This window comes from Anatilimnocola aquadivae, assembly GCF_049819085.1.
Lineage (GTDB): Bacteria > Planctomycetota > Planctomycetia > Pirellulales > Pirellulaceae > Anatilimnocola.
In genome coordinates this window covers 5741195-5761773 of sequence record NZ_CP187419.1, presented here as the reverse complement: position 1 = coordinate 5761773, position 20579 = coordinate 5741195, and the positions used below count along the sequence as shown (strand labels likewise).

1 protein-coding gene is annotated in these 20579 nt (G+C 58.2%); it reads left to right on the top strand.

The features are described 5' to 3' along the window. The first annotated feature begins 73 nt into the window (after positions 1-73). Complete coding sequence (locus NA78x_RS22575; protein WP_425614644.1) at positions 74-20428, top strand: autotransporter-associated beta strand repeat-containing protein; 20355 nt, start codon at positions 74-76, stop codon at positions 20426-20428. Positions 20429-20579 lie beyond the last annotated feature (151 nt).

Sequence of the window (20579 nt, the reverse complement as noted above, 5' to 3'; positions counted from 1 at the left end):
TCGACGGCCATTGCACTCGATTTCATCTCGCCGGCGTTCGCTGGCCATACCTCTTCGTGTTTGGAATCCCTCGATGCCCCACAGCTCTCTCCACAGTCGTGGTCGGGAAGAATCGCGCGCTCACCTGCGAAACAAACTGCCGGCCCCTCGCCGACGTAGGTTGTTCCTGGAGCAACTCGAAGAACGCTCTTTGCTCGCGGTGATGGTTTGGGATGGCTCAGCCAGTGCTGACTGGTCGAATGCGCAGAACTGGGCAGGTAATGTTGCTCCGACCACGGGAGACGATTTGGTCTTTCCAGCCGGAGCGGCGACTACCACCAACAACAACCTGGCTCCAGGAACTCGTTTCAACACGATCCTGATTCAAGGCAACGGCTACAACATTACCGGCAATGCGATTGAGTTGTACGGTGGCCTGACGGCTAACAACGTCAGCGGTACCAATACCTATGGCCTGTCAACGACGCTCGTCAATGCGCAGACTTTCATGTCTGCCAATTCGCTGGCGACGCTGAACGTGACCGGTAGCATCAACACGGCCAACCTGCTCGGCACGACGAACATTTTTGCCTCGTCGGCTCTGACGCTCGATGGCTCTGGCGCGCTGTCGATCTCCGGTTCCATTGTTGGCAGCGGCAGCTTGTCGAAACTGGGGAGCGGCACAGCCACGCTTTCCGGCGCAAATAGCTACGAAGGACTCACCGACGTTCGCCAAGGCGTGTTGGTGGCGAACAACAACTCAGCCCTGGGGTCTGCGACCACCGGCAGCACGCTGGTGGCGGCGGGTGCTTCGTTGCACGTTGCTGGCGGGCGAACGATCGCCGAGTCACTTTCGATCGCCGAATCTGGTGTTGGCTTCGGCAGCGGAATCGACCCGTCAACACTTGGCGCATTGCGCAGTGTGGGTGGAAACAATCTTTGGACCGGTGCCATTCAACTTGCCGGTACCGACAACGTCATCGGTGTCGATGGCGGCCTCGGCAGTTCCCTTAATATCAGTGGCAAGTTGAGCGCAGCGATCAATACGGTGATCGACCTCGTGAAGGTAGGTGGCGGAACGCTGCAACTCAGCGGCACCGCCGACAATACCTTCACCGGCGCAACGAGCGTGCTGCAAGGGACTCTCGAACTGAACAAGACGGCAGGCATTGATGCCATCGGTGGCAATCTAATCATCGGCGACAACATCGGTGGCGATGACGGCGCTATCGTAAGGATTTTGGCCAGCAATCAGATTCCCACTCTCACGTTCTTTGACAGCGGGCTCAACTCCGTCACCCTTAATAGTTCCGGCCGGCTGGAATTCGCAAACGCCGCGGTCAGCGAAGAAATCGGCAATCTCGTGCTAACGATGGGGTCGACCTATAGTGCCGATATTGACTTGAACGGGGGGCTCCTCACACTTGGCGGCTCAACGCTCACACTCAATGGGTTTCAAGGGAGCAGCGGAGTAACACCTGCGGCGACCATTCAGGACGGTACTTTCAACGTCGGCACCTTCTTTTCCGGAACGGGCGGCGGTACGACAAAGACGTTCGCAATCAATGATTCGCAATTGGCGAACATCGCGACCGATCTGCACATTTCGGCAACGATTGCCGGCGCTAGCGAAGCCAGTATTACGCGATCGGGAGGCGGTACGCTGCGCCTGTCCGGCAACAATACTTTTGCTGGCCCATTTATTTGGAATGGCGGCATTATCGAAGTCGGCAGCGATAGTGTGGGAGTTGTTACTGGTCCATTTGGCACCGGCCTCTTTGCCTGGCAGAGCGATGGCGGCAACACTCTGAAGGCTGTTGGCGGAGCCCGCACGATCCACAACGCGGTTTCGATTGATGCCAACAACACCAACTTCATTGGCAGCGACAATCTCACCTTCACCGGCAATGTAACGCTCACCGGCAGTCGCACCTTGCGCGTCATGGACCCGGCCCAAACGGTGACAATCGCCGGCGTGATTGGCGAGTCGGCCTTCGGCAGCCAGAGCCTCAACAAGGGTGGTCGCGGTACGCTCGCGCTAACTGCTGCGAATACTTTCAGTGGCACGACCACCATCAACAACGATGGCGGCACGCTTGCCGTGCGAGGTGCAGGCTCGATTCTGAATTCCAGCGGCGTGACGATCGGTGTTGGTGGTGTGCTGCGCATCGACAACAGTACAACAAATCTCGCTGACCGTATTAATGATGCTGCTGCAGTGGCAAACAGCGGTCGACTTCACTTCGTTGGGAACAGTTCAGCAGCTGCGAGCGAATATCTAGGCACAATCAGTCCGGGACAGAGCGTGCAATCGACGATCGAAGTCGAAAATACATCCGCCGGTCTGTTTGACTCGTTGCTAACTTTCAATGCCTTGACTGTGGGTACTGATCGACCGACTCACTTCGTCGGCACCGGCCTGCCTCTCAGCGCTGCCGGACGAAACCGCCTGAGCTTCACGAACAACCCAGGTACTTTGGACGACGGCATTTTGCCGCAAGGTGTCGTGCGCGGTCCGGGTGGAGCCATCGACTTCACTACCTTTGACTCTAGCGCCGAGGGCTTCGCCATTATTCCGCTGCCCGCAAGCGCCTACGTGACGGACATCACGCAGGCCAGCGCGTTTAGCAACGTCAAACTATCTGCCAGCGTTGCGCTCACGACATCCAAGAGCATCAATGCCCTGCTCATTGTTCCCGATGGAACTGGCCACACACTGAGTGGCACCAACGCTACGGTCACGGTGAATTCGGGAGCGATGATCCTCGGCAGCAACAGCGCGATCACGACTACCAATCTCAGCACGGGCAGTGGCTTTACGACAGTCGTTGCAGGTACGGCAACCATTACCAGTTCGATCTTCTCCAACATCCTGCAGAAAGGTGGACGTGGCACCCTCGTTCTCGGTGGCGACAACCAGACCTCGGGTGCGATCAATGTCAATGAAGGCATTCTCGAAATCACTCACAGCAATGCGCTCGGTTCAACAGCGGGAACCACCAGTGTGCGCCAAGGTGCGACGTTGCAACTCAGCGGAGATCTCAACATCGGCCTCGAACCGCTCTCCTTGACGGGTGTCGGCTTCAGTCCGAATGCGCCGGGAAGTGGTGCCGACACCTATGGTTCTGCAATTGGCGCGATAAACAATCTCTCCGGCGACAGTTCGATTGCTGGAACAATCACTCGCGGTGGCGATGCTACGGACCTGACTGGCATATTGGGAGGGTTCCCAGTCATCGCCAGCGCCAACACGTTTGTGTCATCGCAAGCCGGTACATTGACACTGGCGGGAACGCTTGGATCCGACAATGTCGAACTCATCAAGATCGGCGGTGGTACGCTGGAACTAGCTGGAGCACTCGCTACCGGCTCGAATACGAATACCCGCATTTATCAGGGAACACTCGAGCTTGATCGCGAAGACGGTGTGAACGGCATCTCCAGCAGCACCGTGTTCATCGGCAGCGATAGTCCAACTGCTCCGTCAGCAATTTTACGACTTGCCAGCAACGACGCTCTCGCCGATGGGGTAAGCATCCAGGTTCATTCCTCGGGCACCTTCGACTTGAATGGCAATAGCGAAGTCATTGCCAACCTCAACCTGGTTGTTGCAGCCAATGACGCAGCCGATGTTTCCATCGGTGTAGGCGGGACTCTCACCACAAATGGAAACACGACCGTATTCACGCAGGGGACCGGTAATGCCGCTGGCGCAACCATCGCCGGCGGGACCCTGGCACTGCAAATCTATGGTACTGTCGCGGCCGCGAATACGCGCACCTGGCAAGTGAACGACGGCGCTTCCGGAACCGATCTGACCGTTAGCTCAGCAATCGTTGACGGCACTGGATTGCAGTCGCTCGGCATCATCAAATCGGGTTTTGGCTCGCTCGAACTTGGTGGTACCGGTGCCAACACACTGTCTGGCACGACCACGGTGCAAGAGGGAACACTCTTACTCAACAAAACCGGCGGCAACGCGCTGGCCGGGCCACTGACGATTGGTGATGCGAACCCTCAATCGGGTTTTGCCGGCTCCGACGCCGTGCGCTATTTGCAACCGAACCAACTTCCCGACTACGGAGCACTCGTCACGATCACGCCAACGGGCTTGCTGGATTTGAACAACCACAGCGACACCATCGGTGTCGCGGACGTGCAGAATGCCCTTTCCGTTCAAGCAGGTGGAGCGGTCGCTACCGGCACTGGCACGTTGACATTGAATGGCAACATTGCGGGAGGCAGTGACAATGGTGACCAAGGTGCCGCAATCTTCACATTGACAGCACCGTTTACGCTCAGCGGCAATCTCAACTTGGGAGCGGTACCGAGAACGATTGATACGAACTCCGGCAGCGCCAACTTGCCGCTGGAAGTGGTTATCTCTGCCAAGATCAGCGGTTCTGGCGGCATCGTCAAGCAGGGAAACGGCACACTGCTGCTATCTGGTAATAACGACTACTCGGGGACGACTTACTTGGGCGCCGGCGACTTGGCCGTGGGGCACGACAATGCCTTCGGTACGAGTCGCGTCTATTTCGTCAGTTCAACGCTCGTGGCCTACAGCAGCGCGCGCGAACTGAATAACGAATTCGTGCTCAACGGCAACTCCACCTACAACTTGGGTGGCAGCACCACGTTGGGCGGCGGCGGCAACAATCTGAAGTTTACGGGGCCAATGAATATCGCGAACGCCACTGTCAATCAGAATGTGACGTTCAACATGCCCGTCGCTCTCCAGGTCGAATTCTCCGGCGGAATCGGCGAATCGATTGGTTCCGGCCAGGGTGTCAGCAAAAGCGGCTTCGGCACGGTGATTCTGTCGGGCATCAACACCTATTCAAACAGCACCGTCGTTAACACCAACGGCGGCACACTGATTTTGAGAGACCAAGGGACGGCCTTTAACACGAACGGCGTCACCGTCAACGTCGGCGGCGTGTTTCAGATCGACAATCTCGCCGGCGCAAATCTGGCCAATCGTTTAGGAGACACGACCGGCATTGCACTATCTGGCGGCACACTGGCATTTGTAGGTAAGGAAGGGACAGCTTCGACCGAAGCGGTCGGTACTCTCACGCTCAACGCTAACACCTCCAGCGCTGTCCATGTTCTGACCAGTACGGCGGCTGGATCGTCTTCGAATTTGCGACTTGGCGCCATCACGCGCAATGCCAATACGGCCCTTGCATTTGTAGCGCGCGGCCGGGACTTCAGTTCCAACGAGATTCAAACGCTCACGATTCCCGCCACCGTCACCACTTTCAACGTCAGCTTCAATGGCTCACCTGTATCCGGAATTTTGACCCGCGCGACATTGACCGCTGCGCAACTGCAAACCGCCTTGGAAGGACTGCCCACGGTCGGTGGCGGAAATGTGCTCGTGTCAGGAGCAACCAGCGGTCCCTACACAATCACTTTCCTTAACAGTCTGTCTGCCAACAACGTCACACCACTGGTGGCCAATTTGCTCACGGGAACGGGTGCGCCGGTCGTGGCAACGACAGCACAAGGAACCGCCACGGGTGCGAGCATTGTGGTCACGACTGCACCTGCGACCACCGGCAACAATGGCAACGAGATTCTTCCCTACGCGAGCGTGCGTTCTCTTTCCGGCCAGATTGACTTCGCCACGGTCGTCGGTGTCAATTCCAGCGTGCAAGCGTTTACGAATTACGCCACTGGCGGCATCAACTCCGCTGTCCCCGGCAGTAACTACCTGCTGACAGCCAGCGAGTCACTCACAGCAAACCTTTCTCTGAATTCTGTGCTCATTCGTGGCAATGGTCTCACTTTGAGTGGTGCAGCAGCGACCAACCTGACGTTCACCAGCGGCGGTCTGACTTCGGTAGGCAACGGCAACATCATCAGCATTCCGACTGTCACGCTCGGCGCGGAGGGAATCGTCAGCACCACTCCCGCACAACTGGGAGGTAGTGGAGCAACGCTGGAAATCCAAAGCGCTATTGCCGAAACCGGTGGAGCGAGAGCCCTCACGTCAGCGGGTATTGGCACGCTTATTTTGTCCGGTGCCACCGACAACACCTACACCGGAACGGTATTGGTGACCGAAGGCGTTCTCAACGCTCGTAAGAACAAGGCCTTTGGAACCGATGCAGGCAATGTCACGGTCACCTATGGCGGCACTGTGGAACTCTCCGGCGGAATCACGGTGGGCACCGTTGGTGGAACTTCGGAAGCCATCGGCCTCAGTGGTTCCGGCGAAGCAACGCTGGGAAATGTTCCTTTGCGAGTCACAGGCGGCGGCATCATCACTTGGCTCGGAAATATCACTCTTAACAACAACCGTACGGGCATTGATGTTGCGGCGGGGACGGAACTCATCGTCGGCGGAGCAACCAATACGGGTGTAGTCGCTTCCAATGGTTTCAATAAGTTTGGCGGTGGCACACTGGAATTGACGGGCACGGGTGCTAATACACTGGGTGCTGCCAGCATCCTCTATCAAGGGACGCTTGAGTTAAACAAGCTGGGAGGCGTCCTGGCGCTCAACTCCGGCGCAAATCCGGCCATCTTTGTTGGCGATCATGTGGGGAGCGACAATTCCGATCGGCTCATTCAACTTGGCGACAACCAGATTGCTGATCTGGTCGGCGGCGGCAACCAATCGATTGTGACGGTGCACTCTTCCGGCTTCTACGATCTTGGGGGGCGAACCGAGACCTTTGGTACCATCGCCAACGGCCAGGACAATACGAACGCGCTGAACCTATTCGTCGGTCCCCTGTTTAGTGCCGATGTTGACCTCAATGGAGGCACGATCAATCTGGTAGCCGGCAACGGCGGTGCCGCGCGAGCGCATAACATTTTTGTGTCGGTCCTGGCCGGTGGTGCGCCAGCACCGGTGACCATCGAAGATGGCAACCTCACCTTTACCGACGGCACTACAGGCCCCGCACTCTCCGACATCGTCGCCAACGATTCTGCCTCCATCGAAGACCTGATCATTCGAGCTAATATTTCTGGCTCGGGCGGTTTCGATAAGACGGCAGGCGGCCGCTTAGTCCTCAATCCCACTGTTGGCAATACCTACGGCGGCACCACCAATATTGCCGGCGGTGAAGTTGTCGCCCGGGGTACCACTCCGCTTGGATCGACGGCAGCAACCGGAGGCACATCAGTCGGTTCAGGATTTTCACTCATTATCGACAATGTGAGTTCGGCGGAACCACTTACGCTCAATGGCGGTGGTCTCGGCGGTCAAGGTGCGATCCGCAGCATTGACGGCGTAAACACCTGGAGTGGCGATACTGTCCTCGCTGGGGGCACATCAATCGGCGTTGACGATTCCGGAGTGGGCGAACGACTTATTCTCAGCGGCGCTATCTCTGGCGCGCAAGCGATGAACAAGCTGCTCAATGGCACGCTGCAGTTTGCTGGTTCGACCAGTAATACCTTCTCGGGCACCATGATTGTCCAGGACGGCATACTGGAATTGAACAAGTCAGGTGGAGCGATTGCCGTACAAGGACGCATTGAAGCCGGCAACGACAGCGGAGTTGGCGGCGCAACCGCTGACATCGTCCGCTGGCTTCAGAGCGAACAGCTGGGAGTCACCGAGCAACTGATTGCAAACACCGAAGGTCTGTTCGAGCTTAACGGCAATACTGAAACGGTTGTGAACAACCTCGCCTTGGCAGTATTTACGCGATTGGGACAAACTTCAGCGGGCAGGTATGACTTGGGCGGTGGTACCATCATTCTGGCCCCCACCGGCACCGCACAAACGGTTGGCACCAACGCAACGGGGCTCCTCGCTAGTTCGCCCGCTGGATTCATCGGCAATGGCAACATTCAATTCGCCAATGCCAACGCCGGTGTCTTCAATATTGCCGATGCGCTCCACCTCATCGAACTAGAGATTGCCGCCACGATCCAAAACACGGCTGCCTCCCTCAACAAGCAGAATGCCGGCACGTTGGCTCTCACCGGCAACAATTCAGGGACCTACGTCGGCGCGACCACCAATCTCAACGGTGGTATACTCGCGATTAAAGATGGCAACTCCCTCGGCAACGCCACGTCGACGGTCAACGTCACAGGAGCCGCTTCGCTGCTGGCAATTCCCGGTGGCGGCTCGGTTACTGACAACCACAACATCACCCTTGGCAACAGCCTGACGCTGCGTGGCAACGAGGATCTAACTCTTGGCGGCACCATCTCGGGCGCCACTGCCCAGACGCTCGCCTTCAATCTCATTGTCGGCAAAACGGCAACGCTCAGCGGTGCCTTGAACTTGAACGTCGCTGCCGCCACAGCACTCACCATCAACAACAATACGTTCAATAGCGACTCGATCGTCAGCGCCTTGATCAACGAAACCGGCGTTGGACCGATGGCCATCACCAAGGGTGGCGTTGGTCAGGTCACGATCACCGGCGCGAATGCTCATGACGGCGTTACGACGGTCAGCGGCGGCGTGCTGCGAATCACCAATGCCGGCGCACTCGGTACGACAACAGGAAACACGGTTGTCGCCGGTGGTGCATCGTTGCAAGTGGGAGGTGGACTCACGATTTCCGAACCGTTGTCGCTGGCCAGCAATGGCTTTGCGAACTTTGGCGGATTGTGGATCTACGATGCTGCCGCCGCCAGCGAGACCATCACCTGGACCGGCAATATTGCACTGACCGGCAATTCGTTCGTGCGGGTGGACGATGGCGGCGCTACACCCGATTCGCTGAACCTCGGTGGAGGATCCGCCGCCACAATCGTCGGTGACTTCACGCTATCCAAAACGGGGACGGGCATCCTGCAAACTTCCGGCACTGGCGTGAACACGCTCAACACCATCGAAGTTCGGGAAGGCATTGTTGAGCTAAACAAAACCGGCGCAGGCACAAGCTCTGACGCAGGAACAACCATCGGCGATGGCGGCGGCGGCGACAATGCAGACATTCTCCGCCTGCTTGGTAACGAACAACTTTCCAACACCCAGACAGTCACGGTCAATGCTTCGGGCAGTCTCGAACTGGGCGCGTTCAACGAAACGATCGGGGCGTTAACGCTGAATCGCCTCATGTTGATTGCCGGCGATGTCAGTTCCACCACTGGCACGCTCACTTTGGGTGGCACGGTGACGGTCGGTAGCGGCGGCGGCCTTATCACTACCGGCGCGACACCAGCGTCAACCATTAGCGGCTTGCTGAATGCAGGTGGTATTCGCACGTTTACCATCAACGACAGCTATGTGCTGAACGCCGCTGACGACCTGGTGATTGGTGCCGTCATTTCAAACGCGACGCCTACCAAAGACGGAACAGGCACCCTGGTGTTCACCGGAGCCAACACTTACACCGGCGCAACGGTCGTGAGTGCAACGACCATTGACTTTGCCTCCCAAGGTTTCAGCAACGGTTTAACGACCGTTGTCGCGAGCACTCTGATTGCTCGGGGCGCAGGCACCCTGGGCACCAGCGCTACGGCCGACGTTTCCGTTAACGCGGGTGCCGTGCTGACTCTCGATGACGACACCGCAGGGACTGCTGATCGCATCGACAACACTGCCGATCTCACCTTGGCCGGCGGCACCTTGAACCTAGTGGGCGATGCAGGAGTCGGCTCTCTAGAGCAAGTCAATTTGCTCTCGTTGAATGCGGGCAACTCCTTCGAAAACCGCATTCAACTCACTTCGGACGGCGTGAGCATCACGGAGTTGCGTGCCGCGACTCTGGCACGGGCCGCTGGGGGCACGGTTCATTTTGTGGGGGTCGGCGACCATATCGACGACATCACCACCAATCGAGTTCAAATCACGGGAACAGATCCACTGGTCAACAATGTCCTTCCCTATGGCACAGTGGAAGGCCCAGGAAGTTCGTTTGACCTGGTTACCGACGGCGATGCCGCCATTGGCACTCCGTACTTTGTCGGCCGAGTTTTGACGTACGCCAGCGACATCAATACGCCCAATGGAATCGTACGGCTGGATGGAACCGAAGCCCCGGCAAATCGAATTCTGAGTGCCGGTAACACAATTGCTGCCTTGCTCCTGCGGAATGGCGTGACGGTGAGTGGTGCCAATACGCTGCAGGTGGGAACCGCGGCCAACCCGGGCCTGATTGTCGCCCAAACAGGTAACAACACCATTTCTGTCAACCAACTGGACTACGCCACGGGTGGCACACGTGAACCACTCTTCCTGACAGAATCCGGCTCAGGTCTGACGATCAGTAGCCAGCTAAGCGGAACGGGTTCGCTGCGCAAAGATCGTCCCGGCGCGCTCACGCTCAGCGGCGATAACGATCCGACATTTAACGGCACGGTTACCTTGAACAGCGGTACTCTCACCGTCGCTCACGATGATGGCCTTGGTGGCGAAACAGCTTCGCCCGCGCTCGTCACGGTGAATCGTCGTGCGACACTTATTTTCGATGCCACGAGCGGTGTACGAGACTTCCAAAACAAGCCCTTCACCTTCAATGGCTACGGCATCAACGACAACTACACCGGTTCGCTCCGCACGATTGGCGGTAACACAGTCACGCTTGGTAATGGCGCGACGGTAATCACGCTGGGCACCGAAACTCCCATTCATACAGGCACCGGTAGCACACTGTTGCTGAATGCCAATATCACCGGCAATCAAACGCTTACAAAACTTGGTGCCGGCATACTGGAATTCGCAGGCGGCACAACGAATGTCTCGACCGGCGCCAGAAACATTAACGAAGGGACATTGCGGCTCAACAAGACGGGAACCAGTCTTTCGATCCAAGGCACCACCACGATCAACGACACGGGCAATTTCGATCCCACCGGTGCTGCCTCGATCATCTATACCGGCACCAGCACCAATCAAATCGCTGACGGCGTAGCAGTCAACGTCAACAGCAACGGCACGCTTGATACTGCCACGCGTAGCGACACGATTGGAGCATTGACCATGGCCGGTGGAGCGGTGATCAACACCGGCGGTGGCGGTTCGCTCGGCGCGGCCAGCTTGGATATGCGTGGCGGTTCGATCAACACCGGAACGGGCACCCTGCAACTCAATGGCAACGCCACATTCACTGCTGGCTTGGCCAATCTCGGTGGTGCAGCGGCCATTACCGGCAATTTGCATCTTGGCAACGCAACTCGTACTTTCACCATCGCCGACGGCGTCGGCCTCAATGAATTGACCATTGATGCGGCAATCTCGAATGGACGTCTGGTCAAAGCAGGGGCGGGTGGCTTACTGCTGAACAACGGAGCCAATAGCTTCCTGGCCGGTATCGACGAAACCCAACGAATTGCCATTACCGCTGCACCAACAGTGGGCTCGACGATTACGCTCACGTTCAATGGCTCTACCGTCACCGCGTTGTACGGTGCGACGGGCTTGGCCACTGCGGCCAATATCGATGCTGCTCTCGAAAGCATGGCCAACATCGGACCGAGCGGTGTGACGGTCACCGAGGTTGGCGTCACGAATCTGGTCTTCGATGTGCAGTTCAACAACCATTTGGGGCAGGCGAATCTTCTTAACCTGATGCAGTTCAGTGTAACGGCCCCCGGTACGCCAACGGCCGCTACCAATGCCACCGAGCAGGTTCAAGGCCAAGCGGGCATTCGACTCAACGGCGGTATTCTCTCGATTGGCAGTAACACGGCCCTAGGAACTGCCCGCGTTCATCTGGACGGTAGCTCCCAGCTACTTCCCGTTGGCGGCAACAAAAACCTGACCAACTCGCTCACCATCAACCCGAATATCACGATTACCTTCGGCGGTCAGCGCGCTTTTGGCGGGACCGACGACCTGACGCTCACTGGTGGCATCACCTTGATCGGGTCCACTACGGCTCAGGTTGTGAACCTTGACGTGCCGGATAATCAGACCCTCGTTACCATGTCGGGGGTCATCAGCGGTGGTGGCGATCTGCTGGTCCCGACCAAGCGTGGCATCGGCACACTGGCGTGGTCCGGCAACAACACGTTTGATGTGCGAGATTACGTCTTAACCAGCAGCCTTACGAGCAACGATGGCATCCGGGTTGAGGGCGGCATCCTCCGTGCCGCAAACAGCAACGCTTTGGGCACTAGTGCCGAGATTGCTTCGATTATGGTCCGTGGCGACCTGGGGGCAGTTCTAGAAATTGATGGCTCGGGTGGGCCAGTCAACATTACCGGGCGCGTGCTCGATTTGTCGCTGACGGACATCAACAATTTGTCAGGGCTGAATACTCGCGGCTACCTCAATCGAACATCCACTGCCGATGTCTTCACGGGCACGTTACGCAGCCTCGCGGGAGTCAACAGCATCGTCAGTCCCGTTGGGCAAATCCGCCTGCGCAATGTCACCGACGGCACAAATTCGAGTACGATTGCGATTGGTGTTGACGCCGGCAGCCTGGACCTCGATGGGGCAATCATTGGCCTCGAAAACGACACGACGCCAACTGCCGCGGCCAATCGAGCCGTTTACAAAGTGGGCCCGGGAACACTCCGCACGAGTGGAGCAGCCAATACGATCACCGGCGGATTCAATGTTCTGGACGGCACTTTGGAACTGAATAAGACGACCGGACCGGCGATCTCCGGAGCACTGCAAATCGGCGACAACGCCGGCCTCAACGACTCGGCCGAAGTGCGTTACGTGTCAGGTGCACTGACGGCAGATCAAATCGGCAATGTCGCAGTGACAGTTAACACCGACGGTCTCTTGAACCTGAATAACCTTGGCTCGTTCACGGACTCGACATCCGGCCTGATCACGCTCATCCTGGGCGAAACGATGAGCGGAGACATCGCGACCGGCAGCGCAACCACTCATCTAGACCCCGCAGGCGGCATCACCGTGACGCCGTTCACGGGCATTGTCACGGCCACTCCCGCCACAATCGCAGGCAGCCTGCAACTGGCTGCGACTCGCACGATTACCACCAACGATTCGCCCGCCAATATCGAACTGAATATCTCGGCAGTCATCTCACAGTCTGCTGCCGCGGGAGTGACGAAAGCGGGTGCTGGACGGCTAGCGTTGTCGGCAGCTAACACCTATGCCGGAACCACGACAATTAGCGGCGGCGCGTTGCAGGTCCAGCACTTGGATGCTTTGGGCGACACGGGCGCCGACACCACAACCATCGTCTCGCCCGGAGCGGTTCTCGAAACTGCGGCGGCTGGCACTATCAACAATGAATTGTTGCGACTGGATTCGAACGGAACCGTATCCGGCATTTTGAACGGCACTGTTCCGACGGCTCTCGTTGTCACCGCACTCGGGACAGGAACGATTCGCACGATCACCGGCGATACCACTTGGGCAGGCAATATCGATTTGCGTTCGACAGATGGTAATGTCCGAAGTTACGCACTGGGTGTCGAAAGCGGCGCTATCCTTCGCTTGTCCGGCGTCATCAGCGGAACCAACAGCACTCCCGCCGCTTTGAATACTCACAACTACGTCAAGGTTGGCGAAGGCGAACTGGAACTTAGTGGTGCGTCGTCGAATCTCATCACCGGTGGCGTGTTCGTCAACGCGGGCACCTTGACACTGAACAAGTCCGGCACAGCTGTGGCAATTGCCGGTGCCCTCTTCGTTGGGGACTCCTCGGGTGGCAACAATGCCGATCAAGTGCTCTATAGTCCTACAGCAGGGACCGACAACATTGCTAATACGTCCAGCGTTAACGTACTCAGCAGTGGATTCTTGAATCTTGGTGCCCTGAACGATCAAATCACGAACCTTGTGCTGGTAGTTGGCCCAACCAGCGGTGACGTGCTGACTTCGACAGGTGTCTTAACGGTAGCCGGGGCGGTTACCGCCATCGTGCAGCGGGGTGTCACCACGACACCGGCCACCATTGGAGGCATTCTTGCTTTACAAGCAGACGCAGGAGCGGCCGCCACACGCACTTGGACCGTTTTCGAAAGTTCTGCTGGCGACGAATTGGTCGTCAACGCCGTTGTGCAAAATCAAGCGGCAGTGGCTGGCAATAACATGGCCATTACCAAAGCCGGACGTGGCACCTTGGTTCTAGCCGCGGCGAATACGTACACCGGCGTTACCACGATGAATACCGATAGCGGCACGCTGCTTGTGAATGGCTCGCTTGCCAATGGTACGGCTGGTACTGACGTCACGATCAATCCGGGGAGTGTGCTCGGTGGTATAGGCAACATCGATGGCTTAGTGTCCGTTGCAGCCATTGGCGGAAACTTGCTAACGGGCGGCATTGTCAATCCGGGTCCAACCGGTGCGGCTCCCAACAACACTGGCGTGCTCACCATCAACAACGGCATCAACTTTCTCGCTGGCTCGTTGCTGCAAGTTGACATCAACGGCATCACTGCCGGGACTAACTTCGACCAACTGGTAGTGACTGGCACTGCGGCAATCACGAGTGCTGCGGTACCCAGTTACGCCAACACGGCGATGATCAACGGTACGACTGGAAATGGCTTTTTCCCGGTGAACGGCCTAGATGCGTTCAAGGTGCTTAGCAACACAGCCGGAACAATCACGCTCGGCCCCGGCAACGGCTTCCTCAGTCAAATCCTTCCTCCTGCGCCGCAACTCTCGCCAGCCACGGTCACAGTTGGCGGCAAGACTTATAGCACCTCTTACAACACGGCCGTTGGCATCAATGATGGCAACGATTTCGTGCTGCAGGCCGTGGCTGCCAACCGCACCTGGGATGGCGATGCGAATGCCATCTTGAGTCCTAGCAACGCCTGGTCGGTCGGATTGAACTGGGTCGGTGATGTTGCTCCCTTTATTGGCGACAACCTCGTCTTTGGAGATCAGGGAAATACCCGTGAATCGAACGACAACGACTTCGTCAGCTACTCGTTCGACACTATCACACTCAACAAGACAGTGGGTGCTGCTTACCTGCTGCAAGGCAACACGATCACGCTCAATGTTGCCAGCGGCGGCATCAACCAGGTTGCCACCAACGCGGCAAGCAACATTGTGGACCTCGATGGGATCCTGCTCGCGACCAATCCGCAGACAATCACCAATGACTCGGCATCGCTGCTCACGACGAATAGCCCCATTGATGGCACGCAGCAGTTGAACATCACAGGCACCGGCGACATCACATTCGCTGGCCCCGTCGGCAGCAATACGCCGCTCCCTTCCATCGCCGTTGCCACGATCGACGACCTCCTCTTCAGTAGCACCATTCTCACCACGGGGAATGTCACACAAACAACCGGTACGGGCACCACAACCTTTAGCGGCGGCAATATCGGAGGCTCGTTAACAGCGACCAACGAAGCGATTGTTCTCAGCGGCGGAACCACGACAGTAGTCGGCACCGCCAGCCTGAATGCTACTGCGGGCTCGATTGCCGATGGCAACGGTGCCGCGAACAACATCACGGCACCAGCGCTGCTTCTGTCGGCCACTTTGGGGGTCGGCCCCGGAGATGCAATCGAAACGACGGTTGGCAATCTCGAAGCAATCGGCGGCACTGCAGGGGTGTTTGTTGCCAATGCGGGCGCACTTGTCATTGGTGGCGTATCAGCCGCGAATGGCGTGTCCGCTGCTGGGGGCAATATCACTATTTCCGCATCCGGTCTGCTGACCGTCAATGAGCAGGTAAACGCTGCGGCTGGTAATGTTTCGCTCACGGGTCTAGGCATTACCTTTAACAATGGTGGTGTTGCCACCTCGAATTCGCTTGTTAACCTGGCGGCTGGCAGTGGTCCGATCAACACGACCGGCACAAACACCGATGTCGTTGCCTCCACGCTCATCGCGACTGCGGGCGCTGGCATCAATCTGGATACCGATGTTGTCGATGCCTCTTTGGCTACCGGTATTGGCAGCATCATTATCGATGAGGTCAACGCTCTCAACCTAGTGGCCCTGAGCAATACAGCTGGCAGTGCAACGATAACGGCAGCCGGCGCGCTTACGAATGCGCCTGGCGCCCTGCTCACGGTAAACGGGTCCGTCAGTGTCGGCGGCAGTAGCATCGCACTGGGCAGCCAGGCCGGTGATCAACTCAACTTCGCCTCGCTGACATTCAACAGCCCGGGCGCAGTCAACATCACCGAAGACGATAGCCTGCAACTCGCCGGATCGAGTACCGCTGCCACCGCAACTCTCGCCTCTCCAGTCAGCATCACCAATGCCGCCGCGGCCAGCGTGATCGTCACTGGCAATGCCAGCTTCACTTCACCAAGCATTACCCTGGGCAATCAAGCAGGGGATTTGCTGAACTTCGGTTCGCTCACATTCAATAGCAGCGGGCCGGTGAGCATTGCTGAAGATGATGGGCTTCAACTCGGTGGTTCAAGCATGGCTGGAAGTGCCACACTCAGTTCGCTAGTTAGCATTACAAACGCTGCGGCCGCGAGCGTCGTAGTGACTGGCAATGCCAACTTCAGTGCACCGAACATCACGCTAGGCAATCAGGTGGGAGATTTGTTGAACTTTGGTTCGCTCACGTTCAATAGCGCCGGCGCAGTGAGCGTTGCCGAAGATGATGCCATGTTGCTTGCCGGAACAAGCACCGCGACCAGCGTCACCCTTAACTCAACGGTGAGCGTTACCAATGCTGCAGCGGCAAGTGTCATCGTGAGTGGCAATGCTAGTTTCAGTGCACCGATGATTACCCTTGGTAATCAATTGGGAGATCTCCTCAACTTCGGTTCGCTCACGTTCACCAGCGTAGGAGCGGTGAATGTTGCCGAAGACGATGGTCTGCAACTCGCTGGAACTAGCACCGCAGCGAGTGCCACGCTCAGTTCGCTCGTCAGCGTTACGAATGCAGCGGCGGCAAGTGTGACGATCAGCGGCAATGCCAACTTCAACGCGCCGACGATCACACTCGGCAACCAGGCGGGCGACGCACTTGCCTTTGGCTCACTCACATTCAATAGCGCGGGTGCCGTAAGCATTGCCGAAGATGATGCGATGCTGCTCGTCGGCACGAGCACTGCGGCAAGTGCCACGCTCAACTCGCTCGCCAGCATCACCAACGCCGCTGCGGCGAGCGTGGCAATTAGCGGCAATGCCAGCTTCAGTGCACCGACAATCACACTGGGCAATCAAGCAGGGGATTTACTGAACTTCGGTTCCCTCACGTTTAATAGTGCGGGCGCGGTGAATATCGCCGAAGACAGTGCCACGCAGCTTGCAGGTGCAAGCACGGCGAACACCCTAATACTCGCTTCGCCCGGCGCGCTCACCAATGCGGCCGCAGCCAGCGTCACCGTGATTGGCAACGCGACGCTCACCGCTCCGAGCATTGTCCTTGGCAATCAAGCGGGCGACGCAATCAATTTCGGCACGCTGACGTTCATCAGCACCGGAAGCGTTAGTATCGAAGAGAATTCCAATCTCGACCTGGCTGGTGCAAGCAGCGCGACCGGCGCGATCGTGCTCGCAACCATTGACACCAATCTCGGCACCGAGAATATCGCCGTTTCCAACACGGCTTCAGTGACATCTGGGGCTAATATCACACTCAATTCCGGCGACAACACCAACATCGCCGGGGCGGTCACTACTCCAGCCGGTTCACTTACTGTCAACGTCGATGCCGGTAGTGCCGACGCCAGCGGAGGAGTGGCGACCATCGCCAATACGGCGGTGATTACGACACCGCTGGCACCGGTGGGTGGCGCGTATCTGAACGGCAATGACGACCACGATACGTTTAACTTGGCACCGCAGAGCACGACGGAGTTCTTCATCAATGGGAATCTGCCGGTGGGAACGTCGCCGGGTGATACGTTGAATTTGGACATCAGCGCGGCGGTGAATCCGCTGTTGACGCTTGGCGGCATCGGCGCGGGGACGTGGACGTTTGGTGCACCGCTGCGACAGGTGGTGTACACGAGCATCGAAGATGTGAACGCCAACGCCGCGTATCACCTGGCGCTCGATGCGAACAACACGCCGTTCGGCAACACGAATGTCGACGATCATCTCACCTTGTCACGCAGCGGAGCCGACTTCGTGCTGTCGCGCACCGGCGATGCGATCGCGCCGGACGACAACGACGTCGGCATCGTGTTTCAAGGCGATTTCGCGACGATTCTCTCGTTCACCTACCTCGGCAGCAACGATCGCGACTTCCTCACGATCAACGACCTCGGTGGGCTCGTGAACTTCAGCGGACTCGCTCCAGGAGCCGGCGACAACACGAACCTCGCAGGGCAGGCCGAGTTCTTCTTCGATGGCGGCGGCAACAACGACACGCTCATCTTCGCCCTCACCGGTCCGAGCGCGTCGCAGACGTATGCCTTCGGCACGAACAGCGGCAGCACGCCGAGCAACACGGGCGAAGTGCTGAGCACCAGCAACGCGGTCGACCTGCAGACGTACTTCGCGAACGTGGAACTCGTGCAGCGCACGGGCGCAGGTGCCACTCCGGGCGCGCTCACCGTACTTGGCAGCGACGTGGCGGATGCACTGAGCATCGCCGCGAATGGAGTTGATTCTCGCGTGAGCATGGGCGTTGGTTACACTTCGTTCGACTTCAGCGGTGACAATTTTGCGACGCTGAATGTGAATGCTCTCGCCGGTGCTGATTCGCTGAACCTTGTCAGCTTGGGTAGCGGTCAGACGAACGATCCGGCGATCAACTTGTACGGCCAAGGCCTGTTCGCCGATGACGGCGCGGTCGATACGCTGCGAGTGCAGAGCACCAGCGGTAACACGGGCGTGGTGACACTGCGTAGCGGTCTTGGCGGCGACTTGTTCCAGCTGTTCGATGCGGCTCCGACGGTCGACTTCATCGCCGGTCCGGTCGTGGTCGACGGCAGCGGCGGCGACATGACGTTCGCCGTCGATCGCCTCGAGATCAACGACAGTGGCGACCTCACGGGTGACACCGTGGCGCTGAACGCACTCAACGGCACTGATCCGGATTACGTCCTCACCGGTCTCAACGCGAGCGGTGTCACCTTCCGCAACATCGACAACCTCGATTACACCGGCACCAGCGACGCGGACAACATCAACTCGCAGTTGACGCCAACGACGACTCCGCACGATCTCGATGCGGTCATTCTGCGCGGTAACGGCGGCAACGATCAGTTCCGCGTGTTCACTTCCGATCAGATCGGCGGCACGGCACCGCTGCCAAGTGGCACGCCCAGCGGGGTGACGAGCGTCTCGCTGTTCGGCGATGCGGACCTCGATACGTTCGGCGAAACACCGGCCGGACTCGTCGGCACGGGCGCGATGAACGTGGGTCTTGTGGTGGCACCAACGACGCAACTCATTCGCCCGAGCATGAGCACGGCGATCACGATCAACGGCGGCATTCCCACGAATCCACTCCCCGCTCCGGTCGGCGACATCATTGGCGACACACTCAATCTCGATATCACTTCCATCCCGAATACCGCGCCCGTGGTTGTGGCCGCTGGTTCATCGGGCGTGCTCAACAGCGCGGGTCAGCCTGTATCGTGGAGTGAAATCGAAGACTTGAATCTCGTCGACCAAGGCAAGCTGACGAACGTGCAAATCGGCGACTTGTTCGCTCGCACGACTGCTGCGAACGACTTGATTCAGTTCAGCCGCAACAACACGGTGGCACAGCCTCACCGCGTGCGTCTGCGGATCAACAGCACGTTCGGCGACTACAACGTGAGCAATAAGACGATCGTCTATGCCGGCGACGGTGCCGACTATGTCACGCAAGCGAACCTCACGGTCTCCGCTGAGTTCTACGGCGAAGGTGGCAACGATCTGCTCTATGGTGCCACGAACAACGACTGGCTCGTCGGCGGTCTCGACAATGACAGTGTGAATGGCGGCAACGGCGACAACGTGCTGTGGGGCGACAACGCTCCGTCATCGACCGATGTTGTTCCTCCGCAAGATTCACCGATTGGCGGCAACGACACGCTGAGTGGCGGCACCGGCAACGACGTGATTTATGGCGGCGGTGGTAACGATCGGCTCGGTGGCTTCGACAGCAACGATTACCTGCACGGCGGCTTCGGCGATGACATCGCCGACGGCGGCAACGGCGACGATCGCGTGTACGGCGGTGCGGGCAACGATCAGCTGGCCGGCTATCTCGGCAACGACTTGCTGGTGGGTGAAGCGGGGAACGATATCCTCAACGGAGGCAGCGGCAACGATGTGCTGATCGGCGGTACCGGCGAAGACAACATGAGCGGTGAGTTCGGCAACGACCTGCTCATCACGGGCAGCGTCGCCAACGAACACAGCACGTGGACTTCGGTCGCCAGCGTTGGTCCGTTCAGCGCGGCCACGTATTCGAATGCCACAGATAACGACGCCGCGCTCCTCGCGCTGCTCAACATCTGGGGCACCTCGAATCTTCGCACTGGCCTCGCCACCATCACGCACGACGGTGTCGATGACGATGTCTACGGTAAGCTCGGCGACGACGACTTTTGCTGGGAAGCCGCCGACGTCGCCGACCAAGGCCCCACCGCCCTCTCGCCCCCCGACTTCCAAGTCCCCGGCAACGGCACCGACGAACGCTTCGGACCTACGATGTAGAACCGCAGTTCAGAGTTCTGGAGTTCTGAGTTCTGAGTTCTGAGACAAGAGGCTCAGAACGCAGAGGTCAGAAAAAGCAAAACGCCGGTGTGATTGTGAGGTCGCACCTGCGAATACCCCACATGGGCGGTCGAATTGACATGCGCTGATG

Coding starts and splice junctions, on each gene's coding strand:
- NA78x_RS22575 (WP_425614644.1), top strand. CDS start 74: ATGCCCCACAGCTCTCTCCACAGTCGTGGTCGGGAAGAATCGCGCGCT.